Below are 25,510 nucleotides of genomic sequence, written 5' to 3' on the forward strand. Positions count from 1 at the left end.
CCCCATCTTCAGATCCGTGAATACGACATCCCAGCGTGATTCAACGCGCGAGAAACGCAAGCTGGCAGTCTGCGCAAGTGCCGATCTGGGTGATCGGCAATACCGGATTGTGCCATTGCTGTTCAAGGACGAAGAGCACACGGCCATCGTGTTGCGGCACAAGGGTCAGATCTACGCCTACTTGAATCAATGCGTGCATATGGTGCGCCGTCTGGATTGCCTGCACGACACCGTCTTCGATGCAGAGCAGGAGCACCTGCGCTGCTCGATGCATGGGATCGTCTACGATCCGACAACGGGAGAATCCTTGAGCGTACTCTGCTCAGGCGAGAGACTCGAACCCTTGCGCGCGACCGAGCTTGAGGGGCAGGTCTACATCATCGACAAGCGGGCGAAGCACCTGCTTTGAAGCAGGCAGAATGGGCCGGCGCTAGCGACAACCAAGCCCAGGGCCGATGGCATTGCCACAGCACGAAAGGATCAGCGCTTTTTTCCTTTTTCTCTCAGATGCCTGCACGCTCCGTGCGGGCACCCGACAACCGCCGTATTTCAGCGAGTAAGCCCCATGAAAACGACCGACAAGATCCGGAAACAACTCGAGGAAAACCCCATCGTCCTCTATATGAAGGGCACCCCGAGCGAGCCCCGCTGCGGCTTCTCTGCCAAGGCCGCCTCTGCACTGCAATCAACCGGGATCGAGTTCGCCTATGTGGATGTCTTGGCAGCACCCTTGATCATGCAGGCGCTGCCCGAGGTCTCCGACTTTCCGACCTTCCCTCAGCTCTTCATCAATGGCGAGGTCATCGGCGGCAGCGATATTGTCGAGGCCATGCTTGCAAGCGGTGAACTCCTGCCGATGCTACAAAGCGCGGCAGCTTGACGACGAATCCGAGGACGACTCATGCATCAAGACGACATGATCAAGCGCATTCGGGCCGAGCATCCGGAGGCCACCATCGACATCGCCGGTGAGGATTGCAATTTCGAGGTCCATATCGTCAGCGAAAACTTCGCCGGCCAAAGTCTGCTGCAACGCCAAAAGGGCATCCTGGCCTTGTTCAAAGACGAGCTGGGATCAGGCGCATTGCACGCCTTGACGATCAAGGCCAAGACCCCGCAGGAGAAAGCCGCAGAATCTTCCTGAGCCCAGTTGCGCCGCCAGCGCCGGATCGGGATGGCACCCATCTGCATCACGGTCGGCTTACAACTTCCTAGCGAGGCCTCGCCTCAGACCGACGAGTCATGCCATCGGGATCGCTATCGGAATCGGGATCGTCGGTTCGATACCGATACCGATCCCGACGGCCTTGGATGGTCGGACGCTTCATCGAAGTTTGACTCATCTGCAAGCATTTTGCGCCCTTGAGGATTCTAGTGATCGCCGCACACCCGAGACCGATCGAGGGGACTCGTTGGGCAGGGCTGTGAAGGTCACAAAAGGCGAACCCAAGGAATCCTGCCGGTCGCCTCACCCGAATATCAGGGAAACGCAGATTCTCCGCGACCTTTGCCGGCATTCCACCTAGAATCGTCGGATCTAAGCCCGCCTGAGGAGACCATCTATGTTCGAGGCAACCAAGGTCGGACGATCCGTCAGCAAGAAGGACTTCAAGGAGCAGCAGGACGAGCTGCGCACCCAGTTGCTGGCCGTCCAACGCGATCTAAGGGAAACCAATATCCCCGTCATCGTGCTCGTCTCGGGCGTCGAGGCGGCGGGCAAGGGTGAGGTTGTCAATCGGCTCAATGAGTGGCTCGACACCCGCGGCGTCCAGACCTTCGCGTTTTGGGACGAGTCCGACGAAGAACGCGAGCGCCCGCGCTTCTGGCGCTTCTGGCGCTCCATGCCGGCGCGCGGTGAGATCTCCATCCTCTTCGGCGGCTGGTATCAGACACCCATCGAGCACCGCTTTCGCGGACACTGCAGCGATGCCGAGCTGGACGGCGAGCTCAATCGCATCGTGGACTTCGAGCGCATGCTGACCCAGGACGATGCGCTCATCGTCAAGTTCTGGTTCCACATGTCCGAGACCGATCAGAAGGACCGCCTCAAGGAGCTGTCGCGGGACGACAAGAGCCGCTGGAAAATGGCGCCGGACAAGAGCAAGTTCGCAGAGCACTATGCCGCCTTCGAGCAGGTGGCAGAGCGTGTCATCCTCCACACAGACCGCGGCACTTCGCCCTGGTATCTGGTCGAGGCCGGCGATCGGCGTTATCGCGATCTCACCGTGGGCAAGACGCTGCTGCATGCCATCCGCTCGCGTCTGAGCGAGTCGATCCCTGAGGAGCAGAACAACGCCGTCAATAGCCCTGAGCTGCCGACCAGCCCAGATGCTCAGATTACCCTCTTGGATCAGCTCGACCTCTCGCGATCCATCCCGCGCGACGACTACAAGAGCGAGATCAAGAAGCTGCAGTCCGAGATCAACGAGCTGGCTTGGAAGGCGTACAACAAGAAACGCTCGACGGTGCTGGTCTTCGAAGGCATGGACGCCGGCGGCAAGGGCGGCGCCATCCGACGCATCACCAATGCCGTGGATGCCCGCCTCTATCGGTCGATTCCAGTCGCAGCACCCACGGACGAAGAAAAGTCCCACCACTATCTGTGGCGGTTCTGGCGGCACATTCCGCGTGCCGGTCACATCACCATCTACGACCGGTCTTGGTACGGGCGCGTGCTGGTGGAGCGGGTCGAGGGCTTTGCTGCGGACGCCGATTGGCGGCGCGCCTACTCGGAGATCAATCGCTTCGAGGAACAGTTGGTCGACAGCGGCATCATCCTGCTCAAGTTCTGGATTCAGATCAGCCAGGATGAGCAACTCCAACGCTTCAAGGATCGCGAGGACGTCCCCTACAAGCAGTACAAGATCACCGACGAAGATTGGCGCAACCGCGAGAAATGGCCGCAGTACAAAGAGGCCGTCAACGAGATGGTGGTGCGCACCAGCACCCAGCACTCAGCCTGGACCCTGGTCGAAGGCAATGACAAGCCCTATGCGCGAGTCAAGGTCCTCAGCACCATCTGCGACACCTTGAACGAGGTCTTGAAGCAGGATCCGCAGCCGATCGCCGGCTATCTGCCTTGCGGTGAAAAGCGTGTGGAAGAGCCGTCACGAAAGGCCGACGAGCCCAACAAAAAGAAGAACGGGAGGTCGCGGGAATAAGTCGGAGCACCAGCGGCGTCAGACGCGGCGGAAGAGCCTCAGATAGTTCTCCGCCGTGACCGCGGCGACCTCTTCCGGATCCATTCCGCGCACATCCCCAATGCACTCCGCCACGTGCCCGACGAATCGCGGCTCATTGGACTTGCCCCGGTGCGGGACAGGTGCAAGATAGGGTGAGTCGGTCTCGATCAAGAGGCGATCGCTCGGGACCTGACGAGCCACCTCACGCAGATCCGCCGCGTTCTTGAAGGTGACGATGCCCGAGAAAGAGACGTAGAAACCCAGATCCAAGCCCTGCTTCGCAGTCTCCCAATCCTCGGTAAAGCAGTGCAGCACACCGCCGACCTCGGCGGCGCCCTCCTCCTTCAGGATGCGGATGGTGTCTTCACGCGCATTTCGGGTGTGGATGATCAGCGGCTTGCCACACTCCCGGGCAGCGGCAATGTGGGTGCGAAAGCGTGCCTGCTGCCAAGCCAGGTCGTCGCCAGAGCTGCGATAGTAGTCAAGCCCTGTCTCCCCGACGGCCACATTGCGCGGATCCGCAGCCAGCCGCACCAGTTCCTCCGCGGTCGGCTCGCGCCGCCCTTCCTCGTTGGGATGGACACCGACCGAGACATCCACCTGGGCATAAGGCTCGACCATTTCGCGCATGACAGGGTAATGCTCGAGGTCGATCGAGACACAGAGCATCCGCGTCAGGCCGGCATCCACGCTTGCCTGCATCATGCGGTCGAAGTCATCGTCATACCGCTTCAGATCCACCCGATCCAGATGGCAATGGGAGTCAATCAACATGTTACAAACTACATCGTGTGCGTGGGTCGTTCCGAGGCCAGCGCGCCCGCGAGGTAAGCCTCGATCTTGCGTCGGGCCGCGCCCTTGTCTTGCTCGCTGAACTGGACACCGACACCAATGGAGCGGTTACCCTCAGCCCCGGCCGGTGTGAGCCAAACGACCTTTCCGGCAACCGGAATGCGGTCAGGCTCTTCCATCAGCTGGAGCAGCAGGAAGATCTCGTCACCAAGCTGGTATTTCTTCGTGGTGGGGATGAAGAGTCCGCCGTTCTTGATGAAGGGCATGAAGGAGGCGTAGAGGGCACTCTTGTCCTTGATGGCGAAGCTCAGAATCCGTTGTTGACCGCCCAGCCCGCCGAGTGCGCCCATGGGTGTGCTCATGGCTCAAGGTCTCCGTGCGTTGCCGCCCTGGCTGACCCTGAGCCAATCGATGGCTAGGGATTCCAGCAGCAGCTGATGATTCACATTGTTTTGGGCCAGCGTCCGCCCTTCCAAGACACGCTTGAGCAGACGATGGCCCGCTGCTGGATCAATGCGTTGCGCGAGCGCGGCGAAGGCAGACGTCTGGTCAGGACTGTCGAGTCTGACCGCTTCGCCATGGACCATCAACCGGAGCACGTCACAAATCCAGCTCGCCAACCATTCGAGCATCAGCGTCACGCCCAGCTTGTTCCAAGCAGCTGCCTCGGCGATTGGGTCCAATTCACCAGCGGCCAGGCCGAGGAAACCTTTGAGCCTTTGTCGGCGCTGCTCCATAAGGGCGTCGTCATAGGCATCGAGCGCACGCAGCGGGGCACCATGGGCGAGCCGCAGACGCAGCGGCCAATCGTCTCGCGGCGCCTGTGACCTCAGCCAGTCGAGCGCGGCGTCCTCGGCGGGAGCTGGCACCTTGAGTTGCAGGCAGCGGCTGCGGATGGTGGCGGGCAAATCTCCCATACGCTCGCCGACGAGACAGAGAATGGTCTGACCCGCGGGCTCTTCCAGCGTCTTGAGCAAGGCGTTGGCCGCCGAGGCATTGAGCCGATCGGCGGGATCGATGAGCGCCACCTTCCAAGCCGCGCGGCTCGGCGTCAGGGATTCGCGCTCGGCGAAGAGACGCACGACTCCGATGGCGATCTCGCCTGATTTGCTTTCGGGGTCAGGACCGACCCGAATCAGATCCGGGTGATTTCCCGCCGCCAGCAGCGCACAGTCTGCGCACTGGCCGCAGGCGATGCCCTCGGGTCCAGGCGAGCGGCACAGTAGCGACTGTGCCAAGCACTCGATCAGGTGCCGCTTGCCCACCCCTCTAGCGCCGCTGAAGAGCAAGCCGTGGGCGAGTCGACCCGCCTGTCGCGCGCCCTGCAGGCGAGCCCAAATACCCAGCGTCCAGGGCAGCGGCGATTGAGGCGGACTGGCCTGAGTCTCTGCCATCAAGCTCAGCCTACTCAGCCCGGTCCAGGGCGACGTCGACGAAGGGGTCGACCAGCCTGCGGACTTGCTCCTGGACCGCTGCGACCGGACGCGCGGCGTCGATGATGCGGTAACGCTCGGGCATCTGGTCGGCGCGACTGAGATAGAGCGCCCGTGCGCCCTCGAAGAAGCGCAAGTCTTCCGCCTCGAACCTGTCCTTACTGCCCGAGCGCGCTTGCGCCCGATCGAGCCCAACCGCCGGCGGCAGGTCGAACACCAGCACCAGGTCGGGGCGAAGATCGTCCTGAACCAACTGCTCGAGCAGACCGATACGCCCGAGATCAATGCCGCGGCCGCCGCCTTGATAGGCGTAGGTCGCATCCGTGAAGCGATCGGAGATCACCCAGGCACCGCGATCCAGCGCGGGCCGGATGGTTTGCTTCAAGTGCTCGGCCCGAGCCGCGAACATGAGCAGCAGCTCAGCCATGTCACTCATCCCGGCATTGGCGGGATCGAGCAGCACGGCGCGGAGGCGTTCCGCGATGGGCGACCCACCCGGCTCGCGGGTCGTAACGACCTCGAGCCCGCGGGCACGCAATCTCGCTGCGAGCGGCCCGACCTGAGTCGACTTGCCGGCCCCCTCGATGCCTTCCAGGGTGATAAAGCGTCCGCGGGTCATCACTGCCTTCACCCGCCCTCGCTGAGAATGTAGCGGCGCACCGCACGCTGATGCTCCTCGAGCGTGCGCGAAAAGACATGGCTCCCATCTCCCCTGGCGACGAAATAGAGCGCATCACCCTCCGCCGGATGCAGCGCAGCATGAATGGCTGCGCGGCCCGGAAGCGCGATGGGGGTCGGCGGCAAGCCTTGGATGACGTAGGTGTTGTAGGGCGTCGGCTCACGCAGGTCAGCCCGACGAATATCGCCGTCGTAGCGCTCGCCCATACCGTAGATGACGGTCGGATCCGTCTGCAGTTTCATACCCTGCTGCAGTCGACGCGCGAAGACGCCGCCGATCGCCGGACGCTCTTCTGGCTTGGCCGTCTCCTTCTCGATGATCGAGGCTAGAATGAGTGCCTCGTAGGCTGTGTCGATCGGCAGCCTGGGTTCTCGTTGGGACCACTCCTCGGCCAGCACCCTGTCCATGCGCTCCATGGCGCGGCGGAGAACATCCAGACCTGTCGCCTTGCGCGGGAAGAGATAGGTGTCTGGAAAGAAGCGGCCCTCCGGATGCTCACCCGGACGCCCGAGTTCCGCCATCAACTCAGCGTCAGTCAGTGATGAAAGCGCATCTCCGCCGAAATGCTCGTGGGCATCAATAGTCGCGAGCGCCTGACGGAAGGTGCGTCCCTCGACCAGCGTGATGGCGAACTGGACGACCTTGCCCTCAGTGATTCGACCAAGCAGTGCGGCCGGAGTCATCCCCGGAGCCACCGCGTACTCGCCGGCCTTGATCCGTCTCTGCGCCCCTTCGAGATAGGCCAGGACGATGAAGTAATAAGGCTGCTCTAGAATCCCCTCCCGCGCCATCTGCGCCGACAAGGCGCGCAGCGAGGTACCTCTTGGAATGTCCAGATAGGGCTCCGGCTCTGGCACGCCGACGGCCGTACTCAAGAACCGCTGATAGTCGACCCAAAGCCCCCCGCCCAGCAGGCCCGCCGAGAACAGCAGAACGAGAAATCCGATTCGCCAAGTCATCGCCAAAATCTACTCAAATTCTTGAGCTGCCTCATGCACCGCCTCCATGAGACGCCAGGGGAGTCGCTCGAGGTCGAATCGCGCCCCGCCGAGCGTCTGCACGGGCCGCACACCAAGGATGGAATTTGTTAAGAACAGGCCCGAGGCGGCACTCAGATCGTCCGGCTCGAGGCGCGTCAACAAAGATTCGATCCCCATTGTAGCGGCAAGATGCAGCACCAATCCACGCACCGTGCCAGCAATGCCGCAACGATCCAGTAACGGCGACAGCAATCGCGCACCGTCCCATAAAAAGAGGTTGGACATGGTACCGCCAACGATGCTCCCCAAGGGGTCTAGCATCAACCCTTCGGCAACTGCGGCATCCCCCCACTCCAATCGCGCGAGCACCGAGTCGAGCCGATTGAGGTGCTTGATTCCCGCCAGGGCTGGGTTGATCGAGGCCGGTGTTTGGCAGTAGCGCACCGCGATCCCTTGGCGCCAGTCTTGGGCGCCGGCGGCCGGCAAGGGATAGGCCAGGAAGATACGGATCGGATTGGGGGCCCGCGGCGGTCGATAGCCACGCCCCCCAGCCCCGCGCGACAGGATCAGCTTGAGGACACCAGAACTCAGCGCGTGCGCAGCCCGCCACGCCTCCTCGCGCAACAGGCGGACATCAGGGGTCGGAATTGCCAGGCGCTCGGCGCCGAGCAGGAGGCGCTCGAGATGACGCTGCCATTGGCAAGGCCGACCATCCCGCAAGAGGATGGTCTCGAAAAGACCATCACCATAGTGCAAGCCGCGATCAAGAACGCTCAGATGATCGGCTTCCTCGCCATCGATCAGGGTCCGCAGCGGCATCCCGGCCAAAATCGGCGCCGAGAGACCCCGGATCCCTGAGGACAGCTGTTCTCCCGACCTCGACTCCCTCAGCGCAGCGCTCCAGCGACCGATCAGGCCTTGCGGAACACCAGCGTGCCGTTGGTGCCACCGAATCCGAAGGAATTGGACATAGCGACGTCGATGGCCATCTCGCGGGCAGTGTTGGGCACGCAGTCCAGATCGCAATCTGGGTCAGGCGTCTGATAATTGATCGTAGGCGGCGCGGTTTGGTCGCGGAGCGCCAAGATGGTAAAGATGGCCTCGGCGCCGCCGGCCGCACCCAGCATATGCCCCGTCATCGACTTCGTCGAGCTGACGGCAAGCTTGTAGGCGTGATCACCAAAGGCACGCTTAACAGCGCGCGTCTCGGCAACGTCACCTGCGGGCGTAGAGGTACCGTGCGCGTTGATGTAGCTGACCTCCTCCGGATTCACGCCAGCATCGCTCATGGCTTGCAGCATACAATTGGCCGCTCCCTCACCGTCTTCGGAGGGCGCCGTCATGTGATAAGCGTCCGAATTCATGCCGACACCAATGAGTTCGGCGTAGATGGTCGCACCACGCGCCTTGGCGCGCTCGTACTCCTCGAGCACCACGACACCAGCGCCATCGCTCAGGACGAACCCATCGCGCTCCTTGTCGAAGGGTCGGCTTGCACCCTCGGGGTCGTCATTGCGCGTGGAGAGCGCCCGCGCGGCCGCGAAGCCGCCCAGCCCGACGGGAGAAGTCGCCATCTCCGCACCGCCTGCAATCATGACGTCCACATAGCCGTGGCGGATCATGATGGCCGCTTCACCGATATTGTGGGCGCCCGTGCTACAGGCGGAAACGATGGAATAGTTCGGACCCTTGAGACCGAACTTGATCGAGAGATTCCCCGCCACCATATTGATGATATTGGCGGGAACGAAGAATGGCGAAATGCGACGCGGCCCCTTCTGACGGTAGGCCTCGTAATTGTTCTCGATACCAGTGATGCCGCCAATGCCGGAGCCAATGGCCACACCGATACGACGACAGTTGGAGTCATCGATGACGAGACCCGAGTCTTCGATTGCCTGACAACCAGCAGCCATACCGTAGTGAATGAACTTGTCCATCTTTTTGGCTTCCTTCTCCGAGACATAGGGACTCGGATCGAAGCCGTAGATTGGACCGCCGAAGCGCGTACTGAACGGCGCGATATCAAAATGGGTGATCGGTTTGATTCCGCTCTTGCCGGCGAGGATGTTGTCCCACCCGGACTTAACGTCGAGCCCTACCGGTGCCACAAGTCCCAATCCGGTGACTACTACCCTTCTGCCTGCCATTTCTTACCTCTGTCGTTCAGAACGCCACATTCGACGAGCCCCTAGCGCGCCTCCATCCTCAGCGAACGCATCGCGTCTCTAGGATTTCCCAGGCTGTGCTCAGGCCTGATGCGCGTTGATATAATCGATAGCCTGCTGGACCGTGGTGATCTTCTCGGCGTCTTCGTCCGGAATCTCGGTCTCGAACTCTTCTTCGAGCGCCATGACCAATTCCACGGTGTCGAGGGAGTCCGCCCCCAGATCGTCGACGAAAGAAGCCTCAAGGGTCACTTCCTCTTCTTTGACGCCCAGCTGCTCGACGACAATTTTGCGAACTCGATCTACAACGCTGCTCATAGGATTTATTCCTCCGGATAACAAAAATTGGCCCTCGCTGGGCCACGGCGTATTCTAGTGACAAACGAGGTCCGATGAAAGCCGCGATCGGCACCATCAGACATCACATAAAATGCTGATTTTCAATCGTTATTTGCGACCCACAACAGAAGTCACGCCATGTGCATACCGCCGTTGACGTGGATCGTCTCACCTGTGATGTAGGCACCGCCCGGCGACGCCAGAAAGACCACGGCGCTCGCGATCTCCTCCGGCTGACCGAATCGGGCCAAGGGAATCGTGGACAGCAGCGCATCGCGCTGGGCTTCCGGCAGCTCCCGTGTCATGTCCGTATCGATGAAACCTGGCGCGACACAATTCACAGTGATGGAGCGTGAGCCGACTTCGCGGGCCAATGACTTGGTGAAGCCCATCATGCCAGCCTTGGCCGCCGCATAGTTGGCCTGCCCGGCATTACCCATAGCACCAACCACCGAGGCAATGTTGATAATGCGACCCTTACGAGCCTTGCTCATCGATCGCAAGCAGGCCTTGGACAAACGGAAGACCGAGCTGAGATTGGTGTTGATGACCGCATCCCATTCGTCGTCCTTCATCCGCATCAGCAAATTGTCGCGGGTGATACCGGCGTTGTTCACGAGGATTGAGGGCGCACCCAGCCGCTCAGTGACCTGGCTCATGGCGGCGTCGATAGAGGCCGGCTCACCAACATTCAGCACCAAGCCAGCGCCCTGATAGCCCGCATCGCTAAGCGCCTTCTCGAATCCTTGCGCGCCAGCCTCAGTCGTCGCCGTGCCTGCCACGGTCGCGCCTTGCTCCGCAAGTGCCATCGCAATGGCGCGCCCGATCCCACGAGAAGCGCCCGTGACCAGCGCAATTTCACCCTTAAGCATGTGCAGTTGCCTCCAGCGCCGCCTCAAGCGTCTTCGGATCGAAGACCGGCAGCGTCGTCATGTCTTTCGCAATTCGTTTACAGAGCCCTGCAAGCACCTTGCCCGGCCCGCATTCCAGAGCTGTCGGGACGCCCTGTGACGCGACACCCTCGACGGTTTCCACCCAGCGCACAGGACTGTAAAGCTGCTGCACGAGCATCTCGCGGAGCGTCTCCACGCGATCGGCGGCGCTCACACTGACATTGTGGATCACCGGTACACTGGGAACGGCCAATGCAACGTCGGCCAGACGCTCAGCCAAGCGTTCAGCCGCGGGCTTCATGAGTGCGCAATGCGAGGGGACACTGACAGGGAGCGGCAATGCCCGCTTGGCACCCGCCGCCTTCGCCGCCTCAACAGCACGCTTGACGGCGGCCGCACTCCCGGCGATCACGACCTGGCCCGGGGAATTGAAGTTGACGGCCGAGAGCACATCGCCTTTGCCCTGCTCAGCGCAGATGGACAGGATCTGCTCATCCGCCAAGCCGAGGACAGCCGCCATGGCACCCTCGCCCGCTGGCACGGCCTCCTGCATGAAGCGCGCACGATCCGCCGCCAAGCGAATACCGTCAGCAAAGCTCATCGCCTGGGCCGCGACCAAGGCCGCGTACTCACCAAGACTGTGGCCGGCCATGATGGACGCGGGGGCCCCACCGGCCTCTAGCCAGACGCGCCAGACGGCAACGCCTGCGGCAAGCATTGCGGGCTGCGTATTCTCGGTACGATCGAGATCCTCTTTCGGCCCTTGACGAACGAGGGTCCAAAGATCCCGACCCAAGGCATCCGATGCTTCATTAAAGGTGTGCTTAACACTGGGATAGGTCTCGGCCAGCGCGTCGAGCATGCCGACCGACTGGGAGCCCTGCCCAGGGAAGAAGACTGCGAGTTGTTGAGACATGGGAAGGAGCGGTGATTCGTTAGAAGTGGTTTGTATTTTTCTTAGTACTTAACCAAGACCGAGCCCCAGGTGAAACCGCCGCCGAAGGCCTCCATGAGAAGCGTCTCGCCGCGCTGAATACGGCCGTCGCGCACGGCTTGATCGAGGGCGAGCGGGATGGACGCGGAGGACGTATTACCATGGTCTTTCACGGTCACGATCACGCGCTCCATGGGTAGATCGAGCTTACGTGCAGTTGCCTGAATGATGCGGATATTGGCCTGATGGGGTATCAGCCAATCGATATCCGCGCGGGTCAGCCCGTTGGCCTCCAGGGTCTCGTCGACGATCCGACCGAGCGTCGTGACGGCAAACCTGAAGACCTCGTTCCCGCGCATCTCCACGAAGGCCTCGTCAGGCCGGCCGTTACCGTGACCGCCGGGGATCTGCAGGAGATCCTTATAGGCACCGTCGGCGTGGATATGGCTCGAGATGATCCCTGGCTCATCAGCGGCACCCAGCACGACTGCGCCGGCGCCGTCACCGAAGAGGACGCAGGTCGTGCGGTCATTCCAATCCAGCACCCGGGAGAAGGTCTCCGAGCCCACGACCAGAACCTTCTCGGCCGCACCGATGCGGATGTATTTGTCCGCAACGTCCATCGCATACACAAAGCCGGCACAAACGGCCTGGAGATCGAAGGCCGGGCAGCCATGAATATCCAGGCGCTGCTGCAGCAGACAGGCTGTGCTGGGGAAGAACTGGTCTGGCGTGGTCGTTGCGACCAGGATCAGGTCGATATCCGAAGCCACGAGCCCCGCCGCCTCGAGCGCCCTCCACGAGGCGACCTCGGCCAGGTCGCAACAGCTTTCGCCTTCGGAGACCAGATGCCGCCTCTCGATTCCCGTACGCTCGCGAATCCAGTCATCCGTGGTATCGACAATGGATTCGAGATCAGCGTTCGTCACCACTCGAGCCGGAAGGTAACTACCGGTCCCGAGAATACGGGAAAATTTCATCAGGCGGTTTCCCTGTACTGCTCGCGGCCCAAGTGCTGGCCGACTTGCTCACTGATACGCTGCGAGATGTTGGCATGGATTTCCTTCTCGGCGATGTAGATCGCGTTCTCGAAGGCGATCTCATCGGCGCCACCGTGGCTCTTGATCACGATACCGCGCAGGCCGAGCAGGCTCGCCCCGTTGTAGCGGCGTGGGTCGACAGTGCGTCGGAAGCTCTTCAGGACAGGCAGTGCAGCTAAGGCCGACAGGCGCGTGTACCAAGCTCGCTTGAACTGCCCGGTTAGGGTATGGCGAACGAATTTGGCAACACCCTCGCTGCACTTGAGCGCCACATTGCCGACGAAGCCGTCGGCGACGACGACGTCGATATCCTCGACAAAGATACCGTCGCCCTCGACATAGCCCACATAGTTGAGGTTGCTCTTGGACAAGAGTTCGTGCGCTTGCTTGACCTGCTCGTTACCCTTGATCTCTTCTTGGCCGATGTTCAGCAGCCCGACTCGCGGCCGCTCGAGACCCTCGACGGCGGACACCAGCTCGCTGCCCATGACCGCGAACTGGAAGAGGTGCTCAGCTGAACAGTCGACATTGGCGCCGAGATCAAGCATGTGCGTGTGACCGTGCATTGAGGGCACGGCCGTGCAGATTGCCGGGCGATCCACATAGGGCAGCGTCTTGAGGACGAACCTCGCCGTCGCCATCAAGGCCCCGGTGTTTCCCGCGCTGACGCAAGCGCTCGCCTCTCCCTCCTTGACCAGGTCTATGGCGACGCGCATGGACGAGTCTTTCTTGCCGCGCAGCGCCTTGGAGGGAAGCTCATCCATCGCCACCTCTTGGGTGGTATGACGAATCCGCAACCGCCCACGGGATGCCTGGCCCAGAATTGCCTCGATACGCGGCTCGTCACCGACCAGAATGAGCTCGGCATGCGGGTTATCCGCGAGATAGCGAAGCGCAGCAGGCACCACAACCTCCGGACCATGGTCTCCGCCCATGGCATCCAAGGCGATGGTGCATCGCTGTTTCATTGGGATCTTGGCAACGTGGGCCGAACCCGACGACGCGAGAACGCCCGAGCGGCCTTGTGCCTTCACTCCGACTTGCCCACTACCTTACGGCCGCGGTAGAAGCCATCCGCAGTCACGTGATGACGACGGTGGGTCTCACCACTGGTCGGATCAACCGACAGCGTTGGCTTGGTCAGCGCATCATGCGAACGACGCATGCCGCGCTTCGAGGGGGTCTTCCGATTCTGTTGAACAGCCATTGTGGTCTCCAAATCATCAAGGTCTCACACCAAAGGAAGGTGAGAGCATCCGCAAAACGAATTCAAAAATCCAAGCGTCTCGAGCCTGGCAGCCCCAGTCGCAAGGATGCCCGCCGAGCGCTAACTCCCGCTGCGCCCTTGCCCTTTCAACTCGGCAAGCGCGGCAAAGGGGTTGGGCCGATTCTCGTCAGAGTCGCCTCCGTCGCGAATCTGATCCTCCGCACGCGCGGGCGGCGCCTGGCAATCTCCAGGTGCGTGGCGCGGAACGACAGGGATGGCCAAGAGCAGCTCGTCCTCGACGAGATCCCTGGGGCACACGAGATCGTCGCCAACGACCCAAGGATCCAGATCGGGCGGAAGATCCGCGGCACCATGTTCGCTGGGCAGCAGCACAAGCCCCAAGGGGACATCGACAGGAACGAGCACCTCGCCGAGGCAGCGCTGACAGCGAAGTCGCAAGCTACTCTTCAAACGCCCGCGGACGACCGCTCGACCCTCGGGATCGCGCTCGAACAGCAGCTCGTAGTGGACGACGTCCGACGCGCTAACAGCGAGTTCGGCCGATAGTCGCGGCAGCATATGCAGCGGCAGCGCGCCACTCAGGTGCACACCCGACTTGACCGCGCGCCAGGGATCGAGCTGATCAGGTAGGGTGGGCGACATAAGCGCGCAACATTACTCTAGCAAGCGCACTTTCGTCAATCAGATCAGCCATCTCCAAAAAAGAATCCCCCGTCTCTTTATCGCCGGAGTCGGGGGCGATAAAGGCGGGGGAAGTGTAGCGTCGTTCTGCGCTCTCGTTAAGGCTAGGCTCTCTTGCCTGACCCATCCGGGCTAAAGGGACGCTTGAGACCACCATGCGGTGTTCTCAAGCGCAGAGACCGGGCGCGCAGATTGTTATGAATTAGCGTCGGAGAGTTTTTCTGCCGATGCTCCTCCTCAGTCTTCTTCTCGTTATTCCGTGATTTCGCAATTGCGGCGCAGGGCATGCGCGCTCGACAGCAGCCGCGACCTCAGTGCGACACCAACTTGGGCGCGCCAAGACTACCGAGCGGCGGGCGCGAGTCGAGCACCCGATCCTGTCGCAAGCTCAGTACAGCCCATTGATTCGCGGAGGCCGCCTCGCGCCAGCGTGACGCTTCCTGTCTAACGAGCGAGGCGATGCCGGGCGAAATGCCTGGAACGAGCGCATCACGATGGGCTTTGATCTCTGTATTGAGCTTGGTCATAGGACGTCCGTCCAGATCGTCACGAGGCGAGGTAGAGCCGCTAGGTAAGCAACAAGCAAACTCGGCCGAACCTGAAACGATCACAAAAGTGGCGCGAGGCCGGTGGGTCTGGGGAATCCCCATGTGGACTGCGCGGAAGAGTAGACGAGACGCCGAGGAGGGAATATCCGTACGACCACTCAATTCGTTGTCGCTTATAGAGTTGTCGCTTTTAGATCTAAGCGGCACACCCCGGTTGGCTCAGAGGCGTCCGGCGCCTTTGGCGGCGCGGCCGGTTCGCAGCAGCATGGAAGGGTTCAAGGGCGAAAGGCTCAACCGAACATCGAGCCTGCCTGCCGGCCAGCTCCAGCGGGAGTGCCAATTTCTGTCGCATAGTCCCCTTTGCGGAAGGGAGAATTTGTTGATGGAGCCTTTCGAAGGGCGGGCGCCCAATCAAGCGCCCAGGGCAGGGTCGAGCCGGACCGGCATCTCAACGCGTTGACGTCGATGGCTGACACACGGTCGCCATGCGGCAGAGTTCCGCCAGGTTGGCCGCCCCCATTTTTTCCATCATGCGGGCGCGATGATTCTCCACTGTGCGCGGACTGATTCCGAGTTCGCGTGCAATGTCCTTGTTGGTCAAGCCCTGGGTCGTCAGCGTAAGCACTTCATGCTCTCGCGGCGTGAGCTGCCGGAACCGCTCGAGAATGCTCTGTTCAGTCGCGGACTCTTCGCGACGACGCTGGTCTTCGGCCAAGGCGGTTTGGATACGCTGAAGTAGCACCTCGGTCGTCGCGGGCTTCTCCAGGAAATCGATGGCGCCGCCCTGCATCGCTCGGACCGTGGTCGGCACATCGCCGAAGGCCGACAGGAAGATGATCGGAAGCAAACAGCCGCGCTCGAGCAAGACCCCCTGCAGGTCCAGGCCGCTCATCTCGGGCATCCGCTGATCGAGCAGCAAGCAGCCGCGCTCCTGGGGTGAGAGCACCTCGAGGAACTCCATGGGGGACGCGAAACTCTTGACGCGATAGCCGGCCAGCTCCAGGATCAGGGTCAAGGAGTCACGCATACCTTGATCGTCGTCCACCAGAAACACTGTCTGCACGTCAGCCATCAACCCCCCGAGTCTACCCCCGCGAGCACGCTTGCAAGATTGCTCGCTTCGATTCCCCCAAGTCGGACAGGCTCCTAGCAAGCACGCACTCGTAGGCTTCTTGTCCATAACAAGAATCCAATGGCCAATATACCGACTTTCGCGGGACTCAGGCAAGCCGCTGGACGTCAAACTTCAGCCACATAGCGGTCGTCGCGCATCGTCACCGACGCACGGAGTGGAATGACAACATCGACAACATGGTCGTACATCGCACTCGGATCGAACATCGATGCCGAGCGTAATGTCACCCAAGCCATCAGGCTGCTCGAGCAAAGCTCACACCTTGAGCTGCGCCATCAGTCGTCCTGGTACAGGACCAGAGCTTGGGGAATGGAGGCGCAAGCGGACTTCATCAACCTCGTGGTTGGCGTGCAAACCCAGCTGTCCGCCCGCGCCCTGCTTGAAGCGACGCAGGCCATCGAAGCGCGACTCCAGCGCACGCGCACGGTGAAAAACGGCCCGAGGACGATCGACCTGGACATCCTGCTGTTCGGCGATCTTGTCCTCGACGAGGCTGACCTACGCATTCCTCACCCGGCGCTCGCGCACCGCGACTTCATGCTGCTGCCCCTCATCGAGATCGCGCCAGATGCCCTTCACCCCGAGTTCGGTCTGCCTGTGAGCGCGCTCACGGATCAGATCCGCTTTCGCCAAATCCTCGGCAAAGGCCCCGCCTCGCCGTTCAAATGAGGCATGGGCTCTGCGGCAATTCACACCTGGGGATAGAGATCCGGAATCGCCTGCGCATCCGGGCGCGTACTGCGCTGGCTCGCCGCCTTGAGGGCCGACTCCAGCTCGGCCCATGCGCCCGCGCCATCCCAGGCTGTCCCAGGCGGCGCATAGATGGCGCGATCGATCGCACGCAAGCGCCCGCTGAGCGTCTCGTCGTCCATCCGCGCGGCAATGCCCTCGAGTCCGGCCGGCGGATCCGCCGGCCAGCGCTGGCGAGCCCAGCCGATCAGGCCGCCACGAGCCGCGCGCGGATCATTCGCCAGACAGGCCGCCTTCACGGCCTGGAGGGCCGATCCCAAGGAGGCGAAGTCCTCCTCTACGAACCGCGGCTCGACCCGGGCTTGCCTAGTCGATGCTCGCCGCGCGCGCCGCTCCCAGAACCACCACAGCAGCGTCAGCAGCCACCCGAGCCCGATGGCGAGCGTCAACCAAGGCCACAGCCCCGCGCTCGCCTCCCGATCGCCAGCCTTCGCCGGCGCCAAGGACTCGGGAGACTCGGGAGATTCAGCTGCGGGCACTGGCGGCGCGGAGGGTGCGCTCTGGGGTAGCGGCGAGGGCTGAGGGGCCACTGGCTGCTGCGTCCCGCCAGGCGCCGGCGCCACTTGCACGCTGCGCTCCGGCACCACCACGACCCGCTGCTGGTCGGCGACCGTGTCCCACCAAGGCAGGCGGATCTCAGGCAGTGTCAAGGCGCCCGCTCGTGTCGGAACCAATGCGACCTTGAAGGTCTTGACCGCAGCCGGCGCTGGGCCAGTCGTGAGGTCTTCGGCCTTGGGCTGATCCGGGTAGACCTGGGCGGCCTGGATCGCGCCGAGATCCAGCTCGGGAAGCTGGGCGGCAGTCGTGCCTTGTGCGGTGATCGTCAATGTCCGCGTAACCGGCTCACCGACCCGAAAGCTCGGCGGGCTTGGCGACCACTCGTCCGAGAGCTGCACCGAGGTCGCCGGCAGCCAAGGTGTGTCAGCCCCAGAGGGTTGCGCGCGCACCTCGATCTCGACGTCCTGGGCGCGCTCGACGACACGTCGCCCCGGATGGGTCACGCCGGGAATCTGCGGAAAGCTCTGAAACAAACGGCCGCCGAACGCCTCATCCAGATCGGCGAAAGGATCGCGACGCGATCGATTCGGGTCTGGGATCATGGCCTCGAGCCGCGGGGCCTGGATGCGCAACGTCCCGCTGCGCTGCGGGATCACCTGATAGCGGCGCTCGATCACACGATAGAGCTGGCCGTCCACGGACTCGTCGTAGCCCCGATCTTCGCCATACTGCTGGATGGTCGCGCCCTCCGCCCGAGGTTCCGAGAGGACGGCGCGCTGGGGCTCCTGGCGAAAATACACCTTGACCCGATAGTCGATGACCTGCTGAACATAGGGGCTCGACGTCTCGATCTCGGCCTTCAGAAACAGCGGCTTGGGGCCTGTCTCTCCAGCGGCTTGTCCGCCCGAGGCCACCTCGACCTCGACCGGGTCGCTGCGGTCCTTACCCAGGGATATCGCAGGAATCTCGAGCTTGCCCTCGCGCAGCGGCGCCAGTTGAAGCGTCCATTGACGGGTCTGGGAGATCTTGCCATTGACGATGCTCGTCACCTGGCTCTGCCCTTGACTCAGGATGTCGAAATCCTCGCGCAACGGACTGAAATCCGGCTCGCCCTGAGCATCGCCCTCGACGATGAGGCGAGCGTTCAGGATGTCGTCCAAGCTCAGGCGCTGACGATCGACCTGCATACGCAGATCCGCCGCCCAGGCGCTGCTCACGAAGAGCGCAAGCAGAACACAAGTGATGACGCGCTGAATACTGAGCTTGGAGATCACGGCAAACGTCCCTCGCGACGCAGATGTTGGAGCAGAAAACGCTGACGGATCAGACCGGCCGGGTCATCCGGGACGCGCCGCAGTTGGGCCTCGATCGCCTGCTGCTGCTCGCGCTCCTCGGGTGAGATCGATTCTAGCCCAGCGACCTGAGAAGGCTCGCCCTCGTCCGAGTCCTCCTCCGTCATAGCCTGCAGGCCCGCGGCCGATCGGCGCTCGGAGGCGTCAGTCGATTCGCCGGTGTCGGGTGGAGACTGCTGCGCCAGAGCCTCCTGGCTGAAGTCCCCGCCCCCAGGCTCAGGCGTTGACGAGGGCGCCTCCTGCCGCTGACCGGCGTCCTGCGGCTCTGTGTCGTCGCCATCCGCCTGCTGCGCTTGCGCATCGCCCTGCCCGGTCTCAGTAGACTCCGAAGGCTGCTGCCCGGCCTCGGACTCAGCGCCATCCTGATGCTGAGGCGACGGCTGTTGGCCGCCAGTGCCCTGCTGCGGCTCTCCGCCTTCCGCACCCTGCGCATCGTCCTGAGGAGATGCATCGCCTTCGCCCTGACGACTCTGCGATTGGTCTTCGGCGCCATCCTCGCCAGCGTCGCTTGAGGAATCTTGGCTCGATTGAGACTCTTGTTGCTGACTCTCGTCCTGCTGCTGACTCTCGCCCTGCTGCTGACTCTCGCCCTGCTGTTGACTCTCGTCCTGTTGCTCCAACAGCTTCTTCACCAGTTCGAGATTGTACTTGGCATCGGCATGGTCCGGCTGTCGCTCAAGGGCGTCTTCATAGGCGGTGACGGCATCTTCCAGACGCCCCAGGCGCGCCAGTGCGTTACCGCGATTGAAATCCGCATCCGCGCCCTCGAGCCCTGAGACGCGCTCCAGCGCCTGCTCATAGTTCCCGGCGCGATAGCTCGCGGCCGCGCCCCAGGCCGGATCCGAGAAGCCTTGCGCAGCGGCCTCCGCCTGACCTGACTCCAGCTGACGCGCCGCCTGCTGATCCGGCCTGAGCCAAAGATCCGTCCATTGGAAGGCTTCGCTGGGTTCAACCGGCAAGAGCGAGAAGACCAGGACCGCAGGCAGCAGCCAGCCGCGCCGGAAGGCCAGGGCCGCGATGGGCAGGAGCGCCAGCAGCAGCCAAGGCCCTTCCTCGCGCCATTGGTCCGCGGTCAGCGTCTTCTCCTCCATGGCTTCAACCAAGCCTGGTGCCTGCTGGATCAACGCCTTGGTATCCCGATCGCCGACCACCGCCTCCAGGTACTGCCCCCCGCCAGCCTTGACCAGTTCTCGCAGTTTCTCCCTTTCCAGGCGCGCGATCTGAATGCTGCCATCGCCGTTGTGCGCTAGTCCGCCTTCCGCGCCGGGCACTGGCGCACCCTTGGTGGTACCCACCGCAAGCACCGAGAGCCGATGCCCCTGGCGCGCCAGTTTGCGGGCCTCCTCAAGAGCACCCGCCATGTCTCCGACGGCGTCGGTGACGAGGATGACATCCGCATTCACGGCCTTCGCCTGCGCCAGCATCTCTGACGTCTGCTTCAATGCCAAATCCGTGCGCCGCGCCCCAGGGACGGGGATCAGGTCTGTCGTCAGCTGAGGCACCTGCGCGGCAACCGTGTTGGCGTCTCCACTCAGCGGTGAAACGATGAAGGGCTCCGGGCCGAAGGCCAGGAGCGCCACCTCACCCTCGTCGGAGGCACGCAGAAGGTCGAGAATCTCGAACCTGGCCCGTGCCAGCCGGGACGGCGCGACATCGGTCGCCCTCATGCTTGGCGAGAGATCCAACAGGATGGCGCGCTGATTCAGCGTGCCGAACACCGGCTGCGGCAGCTTCTCCCAGACCGGTCCCGCCAAGGCCAGCGTCAAGAGTGTCCACCCCAGGGCGGCCAGGATCAGCGGTAGGCGCCTTGGGCGCGATTCGCCGCCGGCGAGCAGATGCGGCAGCAAGTGCGGGTCTACCAGCTTGTTCCAGATCGCCGCACCGGCCCGTGCGCGCCAATGCAGCCCGAGAATGACGGCCAAGGGCAGCAGCGCCAAGAGCCAATAGGGCCTTATGAAATGAAGATCGCCTGGCATCATGATGCTCACAGCTCGAATTGATCCGACCGCGGCGACAGCCCGCCAAGTGCCAAGGCGACTGACAGCGCCAACGCCAGGCCAGCCGGCCACATGAAAAGCGCCCGCTGAGGTCGGTAGGTTCGCTCCTCTCGCTGATTCGGCTCGAGCCGATCCAGCTCTGCGTAGATGGACTCCAGCTCCTCGCGGCTGGAGGCCGCGAAAAAGCGCCCATCGGTCATCTTGGCGATCTCCTTCAGCGTCGCAGGATCGAAGTCGTTCCCCTGCTTGAGCAGCCGGATCCCAAGCGGCGTACGAATCCCAAGGTCGCCGCCCCCAATGCCGATGGTATAGATGCGAATGCCTGCCTTGGCGGCCAGCTCGGCCGCCTCGATCGGGTCCAAGACGCCAGCCGTGTTGTCGCCATCCGTCAGCACGAGGAGGACGCGCTGCCCTTCCGGCTGATCACGCAGGCGTTTGACCGCCAAGCCGATGGCGTCACCGATCGCCGTTTGGCGTCCAGCCAGACCAACGACGGAGTCGCGCAGCATGGCTGCGACCGTCTCGGCGTCAAAGGTCATGGGGGTTTGAAGGTAGGCGCGGCTGCCGAAGAGAATCAATCCCAACCGATCCTGCTCGCGCCGCTCGATGAAATCCGCCGCCACGGCTTGCACGGCCGCGAGACGCGACACCCGCTGACCTCTCAGCTCATAGTCGGCCTGCTCCATGCTCTGCGAGATATCCACCGCCAGCATGAGGTCACGCCCGGCGACGGGCAGACCAATGGGATCGCCAACCCACTGCGGGCGCGCAGCCGCCAGGACCAGCAGGATCCAAACCAGCGCAGCCAGCACCAGCCGCCACCAGGCCAAGCGCTGCTGGCCGGCCTCCGGCAGCCCCTGGAGCTTGGCGTAGATCGGCAAGCGCAGCGCGGCGCCGACGTCCCGAGCAGCCGGCGGCAGCCAGCGCATAACGACGGGGAGTGGCAAGGCAGCAAGCACCCAGGGCCATTCCAAGCTGATCATGGCCGACCTCCTTCGTTCGCCGCCATCCATGTCTCCGCCAAACGCGCGAGTCCAGCGACCTCGTCCTCGGAGACCCCTTTCGCGTCAGCCCGATAGGCCGCCATCAAGATGCGGCCAGCGCCCCCGACAAAACCGCCTGCGCCGCCGGTGGCGTCGAGAAACTCCAGCCAGGCGGAACCGCTGAGGCCGGCAACGCGCTCACGCGGATAGCGCAGCAGCGCCAAGCGACGCAGTAAGCGGGACAGCTCGGCGATGAAACGCCGCCCGTCCCGATCGGATTCATAGGCCGCGCGCAGTCCGACAAGCTCACGTTTGGCTGCCCGCCATGCGCGTCCTCGCCGACGCAGGCGGCGGATCCAAAGGAATGCGGCCACCATCGCCAAGACGGCCAAGCCGAGGAGGATCCACCAGCCAGGTGCCGGCGGCCACCAGGACAGGGGGTCTGGCAAATGCCAGTCGCGCAGATCGGCGAGGGGATCCGGATTCATCGCCCCGCCTCCCTGCCCCGCGTGACGGCGCGTGCGCCAAGCCCCAGCGCCAGTGCAGGCCCGACCGCGTCTGTCGTCGCAAGCTTGAGCAAGTGAAAGGCGTTGCGACGCGCCAACTGCTCGAGCAAGACCAAGCGCCCGGCAAACTGACGGTGGTAAGCCTCGCGCGCGCCCTTGGCGGTCAAATCCAAGACGCCGCGACGCACGCCGCTCATCACCGGGTAGCGTCCTGGCGGCGGAACCTCGGATTCAAGGGGGTCGTGTACCAGGATCAAGAGCAGCTCACCGCGGTCACCCAGTTGGTTCAGCCAACGGCCGCGGTCCGCCTCGAGATCGAAGAAATCGCTGACGATGGCCACTAGACTGCCCGGCCTCACCAAACGCGCCAGATGCCCGCCGGCCTCCTCCAGTGAAGCGTAGCCGCCCTCACCCGTGTCGGGCATCGCGGCCAGCCGGTCGAGCAGTGGCAGCAGCCCGGCCCCGCGCGCGGCGGGTCTACGCTCCAGGTGTGCCCGCTCGTCGAAGACCAGACCGCCCACCCGATCGCCCCGATCGGCCGCCGCCCATCCGAGTAAGGCCGCGGCCTGGGCCGCGACAACGGACTTGAAGGCAACACGCGTCCCGAAACGCATGGACGGACCCTGATCGACCAAGAGCCACACGGGGCGTTCACGCTCCTCGCGAAAGAGCTTGACGTGGGGCGTGCCGGCCCGAGCCGTGACGCGCCAGTCCATGTTGCGCGGATCGTCGCCCGGCTGGTAGACGCGAGACTCGTCGAACTCCATCCCGCGGCCACGGAATCGGGACAAGTGCCCACCACTGCGGGTCGCCAACACGCGACCGCGTGGAGCGAGATCCAAGCGCCGCGCCTGCGCGCGCAGCCCGATCAGCTCCTTGAGCGTCGCGCGCAGGCCCGGTGCCATGTTGTCGGCTGGGTCAATCATGCGGTTTGATCTTCAAACGACTGCGAGCAGCTGGAGCGGCAACATCGCCGAGCGGCTCAGCGACTCATCCCAGGTCCAGTGCTGGATGTGAACCCTGGCGCCCTGATCGCCTAGGGCGCGGGAACCCGACTCAAAAGCGCCTGGACGAAATCGTCCGGCTCACGGCCTTCCGCCTCGGACTCGTAGGAGAGCAGCACGCGGTGCCTCAGGACGTCCGGCGCGATTGCCTGCACATCCTCGGGCGAGACGAAATCCCGACCGTTGAGCCAGGCGAGCGCGCGCGAGCAGCGATCGAGCGCGATGGTCGCGCGCGGACTCGCCCCGAACCTTAGCCAGCCCACAAGCTCCTGGGTATAAGCACTCGGATTCCTGGTCGCCATGACCAAGTGGACGAGGTAGTCCTCCACCTCGGGCGCCATGTAGAGCCCCAGGATCGCCTGTCTGGCGGCGAAGACATGCGCCTGGCTGACGACGACCCCAGGCCCACCCGGCTCCTCCTGACGCGCCTCATCCCGATTCAGCCGGAGAATGGCGCGCTCCGTCTCCAGATCCGGGTAGTCGACGCGCACATGCATCAAGAAGCGGTCGAGCTGCGCCTCTGGGAGCGGATAGGTCCCTTCCTGCTCGATGGGATTCTGGGTCGCCATGACTAGGAACAGCGGCGGCAGCGCATAGGTCTCGCGGCCGACGGTGACCTGCCGCTCGCCCATGGCCTCCAGCAGGGCCGACTGCACCTTGGCGGGCGCCCGATTGACCTCGTCCGCGAGCAGCAGATTGTGGAAGATCGGCCCCCGATCGAAACGGAAGCTGCCGTCATGCGGACGATAGATCTCGGTGCCTGTCAAGTCGGCCGGCAAAAGGTCGGGGGTAAACTGGACGCGGTGGAAGTCTCCCTCCAAGCCGCGCGCCAAGCACTTGATGGCGGTCGTCTTGGCAAGTCCCGGGGCGCCCTCGACCAGCAGATGCCCGTCCGCGAGCAGCGCGATCAGCAGCCGATCGATGAGCATTTGCTGCCCCAGGATGGACTGGGCGATCTGCTCGCGGAGTCCAGCGAATTCATGCTTTGGATCAAGTAAGTCCTGCATCGTTCTCCTACCTGCAGCCTGCTTCTCGAGCGGCTCGGCCAACCCAGGGTAAGAAGACCTTTTGGCCGGCCCACACCATGGCGAAGCCCGACCGCGCGCGCTCAACGTGTCTTATAGCCTTACAGGTTCTTCGAGCGAACACCCGTTAAAACTTGTTAAGGAGAGCAATTCACTTGGGTGATTCAGGAGATGATCAGGAGTGGCTCGCGCCAGACCCTCTGCGGAGTTGTAGCCCCAGCTGACAGCAACGGCGCCAACACCGACAGCGCGCGCGGCCTCCACATCGCGCACCTCGTCACCGACGTAGAGCATCTCACGCGCGGCCAAGCGCTGGCGCCGCAACAGCCGGCGCAGGGCCGATTCCTTCTTGAGCAGGGCCGCCCCGCCAACGATGAAATCAAGCCCCTTCAAGCCGTGCCGCGCGGCGTACTCCGTAACGCTCTCACGCGCATTGGACGAGAGAATGCCGACGCGATATCCCCTTGCCACCAGGGCCTCTAGGGCCTCAACGACGCCATCGACCGGCGGGGTCTCCATCAGATCCGCCCGCATCGCCTCACGCATCCGCTTGGCGAGACGCGGGACGCGGTAGAAGGGGATCCCCATCTCGCGAATGACCTCCCGCACATGCATGCCACGCATGGCGAGCAGCTCGTCGCGAGTCAGCGGCTTGCAGCCCATCTCTGGACCGACGCGCTCGAAGGCACTGAAGGCAATGTCCATGCTCTTGACGAGCGTTCCGTCGAAATCGAAACAAAAACAACGCAACAATGAGTCGCGCTTGACGGCGACCACCGGAGCGGCAGCGCAGGAAGGAGCGGTCAAGCGTCGGACTCCATTCCGATGTTAGAGGCCGCATCCTCGTTGTTCGCTTTTGCTTCCTCAGCATCGTATTGAGCTTTGTACTTTCGGGATTCCAGATACTCCTTGTGCGAGCTGATTCCTAGCAGAAGAATGACAACGGGGCTCGCCCATTGAGTCGCGAATGTAGCCAACGACGCGCATAGAAGCCCGGAGACGAGACCCGCCGATAGAAAAGACCCGTTCGTTTCTTGGAGTAGCCGCGCATGTGCGTAGGTTATTCCGGCAACCGCACTGAACCCAAGCGTGAAATGAAGCAACGCCGTCAGCATCTAGGAGCCCGTCCGACTTGGGGGGATCGAAGCGAGGAAGTGCGAGAGCGAGGCCATTTCGTTCCGGTTTTGAGGCGCATAGTGGTTCTATGTAACGAAAAAGCGGGGCGAAAGGGACCCTTCTCCCGATTCCGCAGCCGATTCATCCTAAGTCGGACAGGCTCCTAGAGGGTGTCCATCAATTGTTTCCCGATGCGAGCGATGCCGCCCGAAATCCCCCCTAGCCCCCCTTTGCGAAAGGGGGGAAG

Annotated in this window: 28 protein-coding genes; 5 read left to right on the forward strand and 23 right to left on the reverse strand. The window is 63.0% G+C overall.

What is annotated here, in order from left to right:
* Positions 1 to 16 precede the first annotated feature (16 nt).
* The 4 genes from G3480_RS12500 (at position 17) to pap (ending at position 3,161) form a co-directional block, all read left to right on the forward strand.
* On the forward strand, positions 17 to 409 hold the full coding sequence (locus G3480_RS12500) for a Rieske 2Fe-2S domain-containing protein (protein WP_164654224.1): 393 nt from the start codon (positions 17 to 19) through the stop codon (positions 407 to 409).
* A 156-nt stretch (positions 410 to 565) separates the two neighbouring features.
* Positions 566 to 880, forward strand: coding sequence for a Grx4 family monothiol glutaredoxin (gene grxD, locus G3480_RS12505; protein WP_164654225.1), 315 nt, complete (start codon positions 566 to 568; stop codon positions 878 to 880).
* 21 nt (positions 881 to 901) lie between these two features.
* Positions 902 to 1,144, forward strand: coding sequence for a BolA/IbaG family iron-sulfur metabolism protein (locus G3480_RS12510; protein WP_164654226.1), 243 nt, complete (start codon positions 902 to 904; stop codon positions 1,142 to 1,144).
* A 418-nt stretch (positions 1,145 to 1,562) separates the two neighbouring features.
* Entirely contained in the window at positions 1,563 to 3,161 is a 1,599-nt protein-coding gene (gene pap, locus G3480_RS12515; RefSeq protein WP_164654227.1) for a polyphosphate:AMP phosphotransferase, read from the forward strand.
* Positions 3,162 to 3,179: 18 nt separating this feature from the next.
* Here pap and G3480_RS12520 read toward each other — a convergent pair whose 3' ends face one another.
* The 16 genes from G3480_RS12520 to G3480_RS12595 form a co-directional block, all read right to left on the reverse strand.
* A complete protein-coding gene (locus tag G3480_RS12520; RefSeq protein ID WP_164654228.1) occupies positions 3,180 to 3,956 on the reverse strand; it encodes a TatD family hydrolase in 777 nt (258 codons plus the stop codon).
* A gap of 8 nt (positions 3,957 to 3,964) precedes the next feature.
* Positions 3,965 to 4,336, reverse strand: a complete 372-nt coding sequence (locus G3480_RS12525) for a PilZ domain-containing protein (RefSeq protein ID WP_164654229.1) — start codon at positions 4,334 to 4,336, stop codon at positions 3,965 to 3,967.
* Positions 4,337 to 4,339: 3 nt separating this feature from the next.
* The gene (locus G3480_RS12530; RefSeq protein WP_164654230.1) at positions 4,340 to 5,368 is read right to left on the reverse strand and encodes a DNA polymerase III subunit delta' C-terminal domain-containing protein; all 1,029 of its coding nucleotides are present in this window, start codon (positions 5,366 to 5,368) and stop codon (positions 4,340 to 4,342) included.
* A gap of 10 nt (positions 5,369 to 5,378) precedes the next feature.
* Positions 5,379 to 6,026 (reverse strand): dTMP kinase, encoded by a 648-nt coding sequence (gene tmk / locus G3480_RS12535; protein WP_164654231.1) that lies wholly within the window; start codon positions 6,024 to 6,026, stop codon positions 5,379 to 5,381.
* 8 nt (positions 6,027 to 6,034) lie between these two features.
* Complete coding sequence (gene mltG / locus G3480_RS12540) at positions 6,035 to 7,045, reverse strand: endolytic transglycosylase MltG (RefSeq protein WP_164654232.1); 1,011 nt, start codon at positions 7,043 to 7,045, stop codon at positions 6,035 to 6,037.
* A 9-nt stretch (positions 7,046 to 7,054) separates the two neighbouring features.
* A complete protein-coding gene (gene pabC / locus G3480_RS12545) occupies positions 7,055 to 7,885 on the reverse strand; it encodes an aminodeoxychorismate lyase (RefSeq protein WP_164654233.1) in 831 nt (276 codons plus the stop codon).
* Positions 7,886 to 7,977: 92 nt separating this feature from the next.
* The gene (fabF, locus tag G3480_RS12550; protein WP_164654234.1) at positions 7,978 to 9,216 is read right to left on the reverse strand and encodes a beta-ketoacyl-ACP synthase II; all 1,239 of its coding nucleotides are present in this window, start codon (positions 9,214 to 9,216) and stop codon (positions 7,978 to 7,980) included.
* Positions 9,217 to 9,315: 99 nt separating this feature from the next.
* Positions 9,316 to 9,552 carry an acyl carrier protein gene (gene acpP / locus G3480_RS12555; protein WP_164654235.1) on the reverse strand — a complete coding sequence of 79 codons (237 nt, stop codon included), beginning with the start codon at positions 9,550 to 9,552 and terminating at the stop codon, positions 9,316 to 9,318.
* A 152-nt stretch (positions 9,553 to 9,704) separates the two neighbouring features.
* Entirely contained in the window at positions 9,705 to 10,445 is a 741-nt protein-coding gene (fabG, locus tag G3480_RS12560) for a 3-oxoacyl-ACP reductase FabG (RefSeq protein ID WP_164654236.1), read from the reverse strand.
* Entirely contained in the window at positions 10,438 to 11,382 is a 945-nt protein-coding gene (gene fabD, locus G3480_RS12565; protein ID WP_164654237.1) for an ACP S-malonyltransferase, read from the reverse strand. The genes fabG and fabD overlap by 8 nt, the downstream gene beginning before the upstream one ends.
* 41 nt (positions 11,383 to 11,423) lie before the next feature.
* Complete coding sequence (locus G3480_RS12570; RefSeq protein WP_164654238.1) at positions 11,424 to 12,380, reverse strand: beta-ketoacyl-ACP synthase III; 957 nt, start codon at positions 12,378 to 12,380, stop codon at positions 11,424 to 11,426.
* A complete protein-coding gene (gene plsX / locus G3480_RS12575) occupies positions 12,380 to 13,408 on the reverse strand; it encodes a phosphate acyltransferase PlsX (protein WP_164654239.1) in 1,029 nt (342 codons plus the stop codon). Before plsX ends, G3480_RS12570 begins: the two co-directional genes overlap by 1 nt.
* A gap of 62 nt (positions 13,409 to 13,470) precedes the next feature.
* Positions 13,471 to 13,647, reverse strand: coding sequence for a 50S ribosomal protein L32 (gene rpmF / locus G3480_RS12580; protein ID WP_164654240.1), 177 nt, complete (start codon positions 13,645 to 13,647; stop codon positions 13,471 to 13,473).
* Between the two features lie 120 nt (positions 13,648 to 13,767).
* The gene (locus G3480_RS12585) at positions 13,768 to 14,310 is read right to left on the reverse strand and encodes a YceD family protein (protein WP_164654241.1); all 543 of its coding nucleotides are present in this window, start codon (positions 14,308 to 14,310) and stop codon (positions 13,768 to 13,770) included.
* Between the two features lie 350 nt (positions 14,311 to 14,660).
* Positions 14,661 to 14,876, reverse strand: a complete 216-nt coding sequence (locus G3480_RS12590; protein ID WP_164654242.1) for a hypothetical protein — start codon at positions 14,874 to 14,876, stop codon at positions 14,661 to 14,663.
* 469 nt (positions 14,877 to 15,345) lie between these two features.
* Positions 15,346 to 15,969, reverse strand: coding sequence for a response regulator transcription factor (locus tag G3480_RS12595; protein WP_164654243.1), 624 nt, complete (start codon positions 15,967 to 15,969; stop codon positions 15,346 to 15,348).
* Between the two features lie 222 nt (positions 15,970 to 16,191).
* Between G3480_RS12595 and folK the strand changes: the two genes are divergently transcribed.
* Positions 16,192 to 16,701 carry a 2-amino-4-hydroxy-6-hydroxymethyldihydropteridine diphosphokinase gene (gene folK / locus G3480_RS12600; RefSeq protein WP_164654244.1) on the forward strand — a complete coding sequence of 170 codons (510 nt, stop codon included), beginning with the start codon at positions 16,192 to 16,194 and terminating at the stop codon, positions 16,699 to 16,701.
* 20 nt (positions 16,702 to 16,721) lie between these two features.
* Here folK and G3480_RS12605 read toward each other — a convergent pair whose 3' ends face one another.
* The 7 genes from G3480_RS12605 to G3480_RS12635 all read right to left on the reverse strand — a co-directional run bounded on the left by G3480_RS12605 (position 16,722) and on the right by G3480_RS12635 (position 24,954).
* Entirely contained in the window at positions 16,722 to 18,554 is a 1,833-nt protein-coding gene (locus G3480_RS12605) for a BatD family protein (protein ID WP_338114128.1), read from the reverse strand.
* Positions 18,551 to 20,611: a VWA domain-containing protein gene (locus tag G3480_RS12610; protein ID WP_240905782.1), complete on the reverse strand. Its 2,061-nt coding sequence runs from the start codon at positions 20,609 to 20,611 to the stop codon at positions 18,551 to 18,553. Before G3480_RS12610 ends, G3480_RS12605 begins: the two co-directional genes overlap by 4 nt.
* A 5-nt stretch (positions 20,612 to 20,616) precedes the next feature.
* Positions 20,617 to 21,612, reverse strand: a complete 996-nt coding sequence (locus G3480_RS12615; RefSeq protein WP_164654245.1) for a vWA domain-containing protein — start codon at positions 21,610 to 21,612, stop codon at positions 20,617 to 20,619.
* Positions 21,609 to 22,100, reverse strand: coding sequence for a DUF4381 domain-containing protein (locus tag G3480_RS12620; RefSeq protein ID WP_164654246.1), 492 nt, complete (start codon positions 22,098 to 22,100; stop codon positions 21,609 to 21,611). Before G3480_RS12620 ends, G3480_RS12615 begins: the two co-directional genes overlap by 4 nt.
* Complete coding sequence (locus G3480_RS12625) at positions 22,097 to 23,044, reverse strand: DUF58 domain-containing protein (protein ID WP_164654247.1); 948 nt, start codon at positions 23,042 to 23,044, stop codon at positions 22,097 to 22,099. Before G3480_RS12625 ends, G3480_RS12620 begins: the two co-directional genes overlap by 4 nt.
* A gap of 110 nt (positions 23,045 to 23,154) precedes the next feature.
* Positions 23,155 to 24,129 carry an AAA family ATPase gene (locus G3480_RS12630; RefSeq protein WP_164654248.1) on the reverse strand — a complete coding sequence of 325 codons (975 nt, stop codon included), beginning with the start codon at positions 24,127 to 24,129 and terminating at the stop codon, positions 23,155 to 23,157.
* A gap of 111 nt (positions 24,130 to 24,240) precedes the next feature.
* Positions 24,241 to 24,954 carry an HAD-IA family hydrolase gene (locus tag G3480_RS12635; protein ID WP_240905783.1) on the reverse strand — a complete coding sequence of 238 codons (714 nt, stop codon included), beginning with the start codon at positions 24,952 to 24,954 and terminating at the stop codon, positions 24,241 to 24,243.
* Positions 24,955 to 25,510 lie beyond the last annotated feature (556 nt).

This window comes from Thiorhodococcus mannitoliphagus, from assembly GCF_010915725.1.
Lineage (GTDB): Bacteria > Pseudomonadota > Gammaproteobacteria > Chromatiales > Chromatiaceae > Thiorhodococcus > Thiorhodococcus mannitoliphagus.

Bases quoted from the DNA above. Each gene is read 5' to 3' on its own strand.
- pabC (WP_164654233.1), bottom strand. From the start codon at position 7,885: ATGCCGCTGCGGACCCTGATCGATGGCGAGGAAGCCGATCATCTGAGC.
- G3480_RS12610 (WP_240905782.1), bottom strand. From the start codon at position 20,611: ATGATGCCAGGCGATCTTCATTTCATAAGGCCCTATTGGCTCTTGGCG.
- folK (WP_164654244.1), top strand. From the start codon at position 16,192: ATGACAACATCGACAACATGGTCGTACATCGCACTCGGATCGAACATC.
- acpP (WP_164654235.1), bottom strand. From the start codon at position 9,552: ATGAGCAGCGTTGTAGATCGAGTTCGCAAAATTGTCGTCGAGCAGCTG.
- G3480_RS12625 (WP_164654247.1), bottom strand. From the start codon at position 23,044: ATGATTGACCCAGCCGACAACATGGCACCGGGCCTGCGCGCGACGCTC.
- G3480_RS12595 (WP_164654243.1), bottom strand. From the start codon at position 15,969: ATGGCTGACGTGCAGACAGTGTTTCTGGTGGACGACGATCAAGGTATG.
- fabD (WP_164654237.1), bottom strand. From the start codon at position 11,382: ATGTCTCAACAACTCGCAGTCTTCTTCCCTGGGCAGGGCTCCCAGTCG.
- grxD (WP_164654225.1), top strand. From the start codon at position 566: ATGAAAACGACCGACAAGATCCGGAAACAACTCGAGGAAAACCCCATC.
- mltG (WP_164654232.1), bottom strand. From the start codon at position 7,045: ATGACTTGGCGAATCGGATTTCTCGTTCTGCTGTTCTCGGCGGGCCTG.
- G3480_RS12630 (WP_164654248.1), bottom strand. From the start codon at position 24,129: ATGCAGGACTTACTTGATCCAAAGCATGAATTCGCTGGACTCCGCGAG.
- G3480_RS12585 (WP_164654241.1), bottom strand. From the start codon at position 14,310: ATGTCGCCCACCCTACCTGATCAGCTCGATCCCTGGCGCGCGGTCAAG.
- fabG (WP_164654236.1), bottom strand. From the start codon at position 10,445: ATGCTTAAGGGTGAAATTGCGCTGGTCACGGGCGCTTCTCGTGGGATC.
- G3480_RS12510 (WP_164654226.1), top strand. From the start codon at position 902: ATGCATCAAGACGACATGATCAAGCGCATTCGGGCCGAGCATCCGGAG.
- G3480_RS12590 (WP_164654242.1), bottom strand. From the start codon at position 14,876: ATGACCAAGCTCAATACAGAGATCAAAGCCCATCGTGATGCGCTCGTT.
- G3480_RS12615 (WP_164654245.1), bottom strand. From the start codon at position 21,612: ATGATCAGCTTGGAATGGCCCTGGGTGCTTGCTGCCTTGCCACTCCCC.
- tmk (WP_164654231.1), bottom strand. From the start codon at position 6,026: ATGACCCGCGGACGCTTTATCACCCTGGAAGGCATCGAGGGGGCCGGC.
- G3480_RS12530 (WP_164654230.1), bottom strand. From the start codon at position 5,368: ATGGCAGAGACTCAGGCCAGTCCGCCTCAATCGCCGCTGCCCTGGACG.
- rpmF (WP_164654240.1), bottom strand. From the start codon at position 13,647: ATGGCTGTTCAACAGAATCGGAAGACCCCCTCGAAGCGCGGCATGCGT.
- G3480_RS12570 (WP_164654238.1), bottom strand. From the start codon at position 12,380: ATGAAATTTTCCCGTATTCTCGGGACCGGTAGTTACCTTCCGGCTCGA.
- pap (WP_164654227.1), top strand. From the start codon at position 1,563: ATGTTCGAGGCAACCAAGGTCGGACGATCCGTCAGCAAGAAGGACTTC.
- G3480_RS12620 (WP_164654246.1), bottom strand. From the start codon at position 22,100: ATGAATCCGGATCCCCTCGCCGATCTGCGCGACTGGCATTTGCCAGAC.
- fabF (WP_164654234.1), bottom strand. From the start codon at position 9,216: ATGGCAGGCAGAAGGGTAGTAGTCACCGGATTGGGACTTGTGGCACCG.
- G3480_RS12525 (WP_164654229.1), bottom strand. From the start codon at position 4,336: ATGAGCACACCCATGGGCGCACTCGGCGGGCTGGGCGGTCAACAACGG.
- plsX (WP_164654239.1), bottom strand. From the start codon at position 13,408: ATGAAACAGCGATGCACCATCGCCTTGGATGCCATGGGCGGAGACCAT.
- G3480_RS12520 (WP_164654228.1), bottom strand. From the start codon at position 3,956: ATGTTGATTGACTCCCATTGCCATCTGGATCGGGTGGATCTGAAGCGG.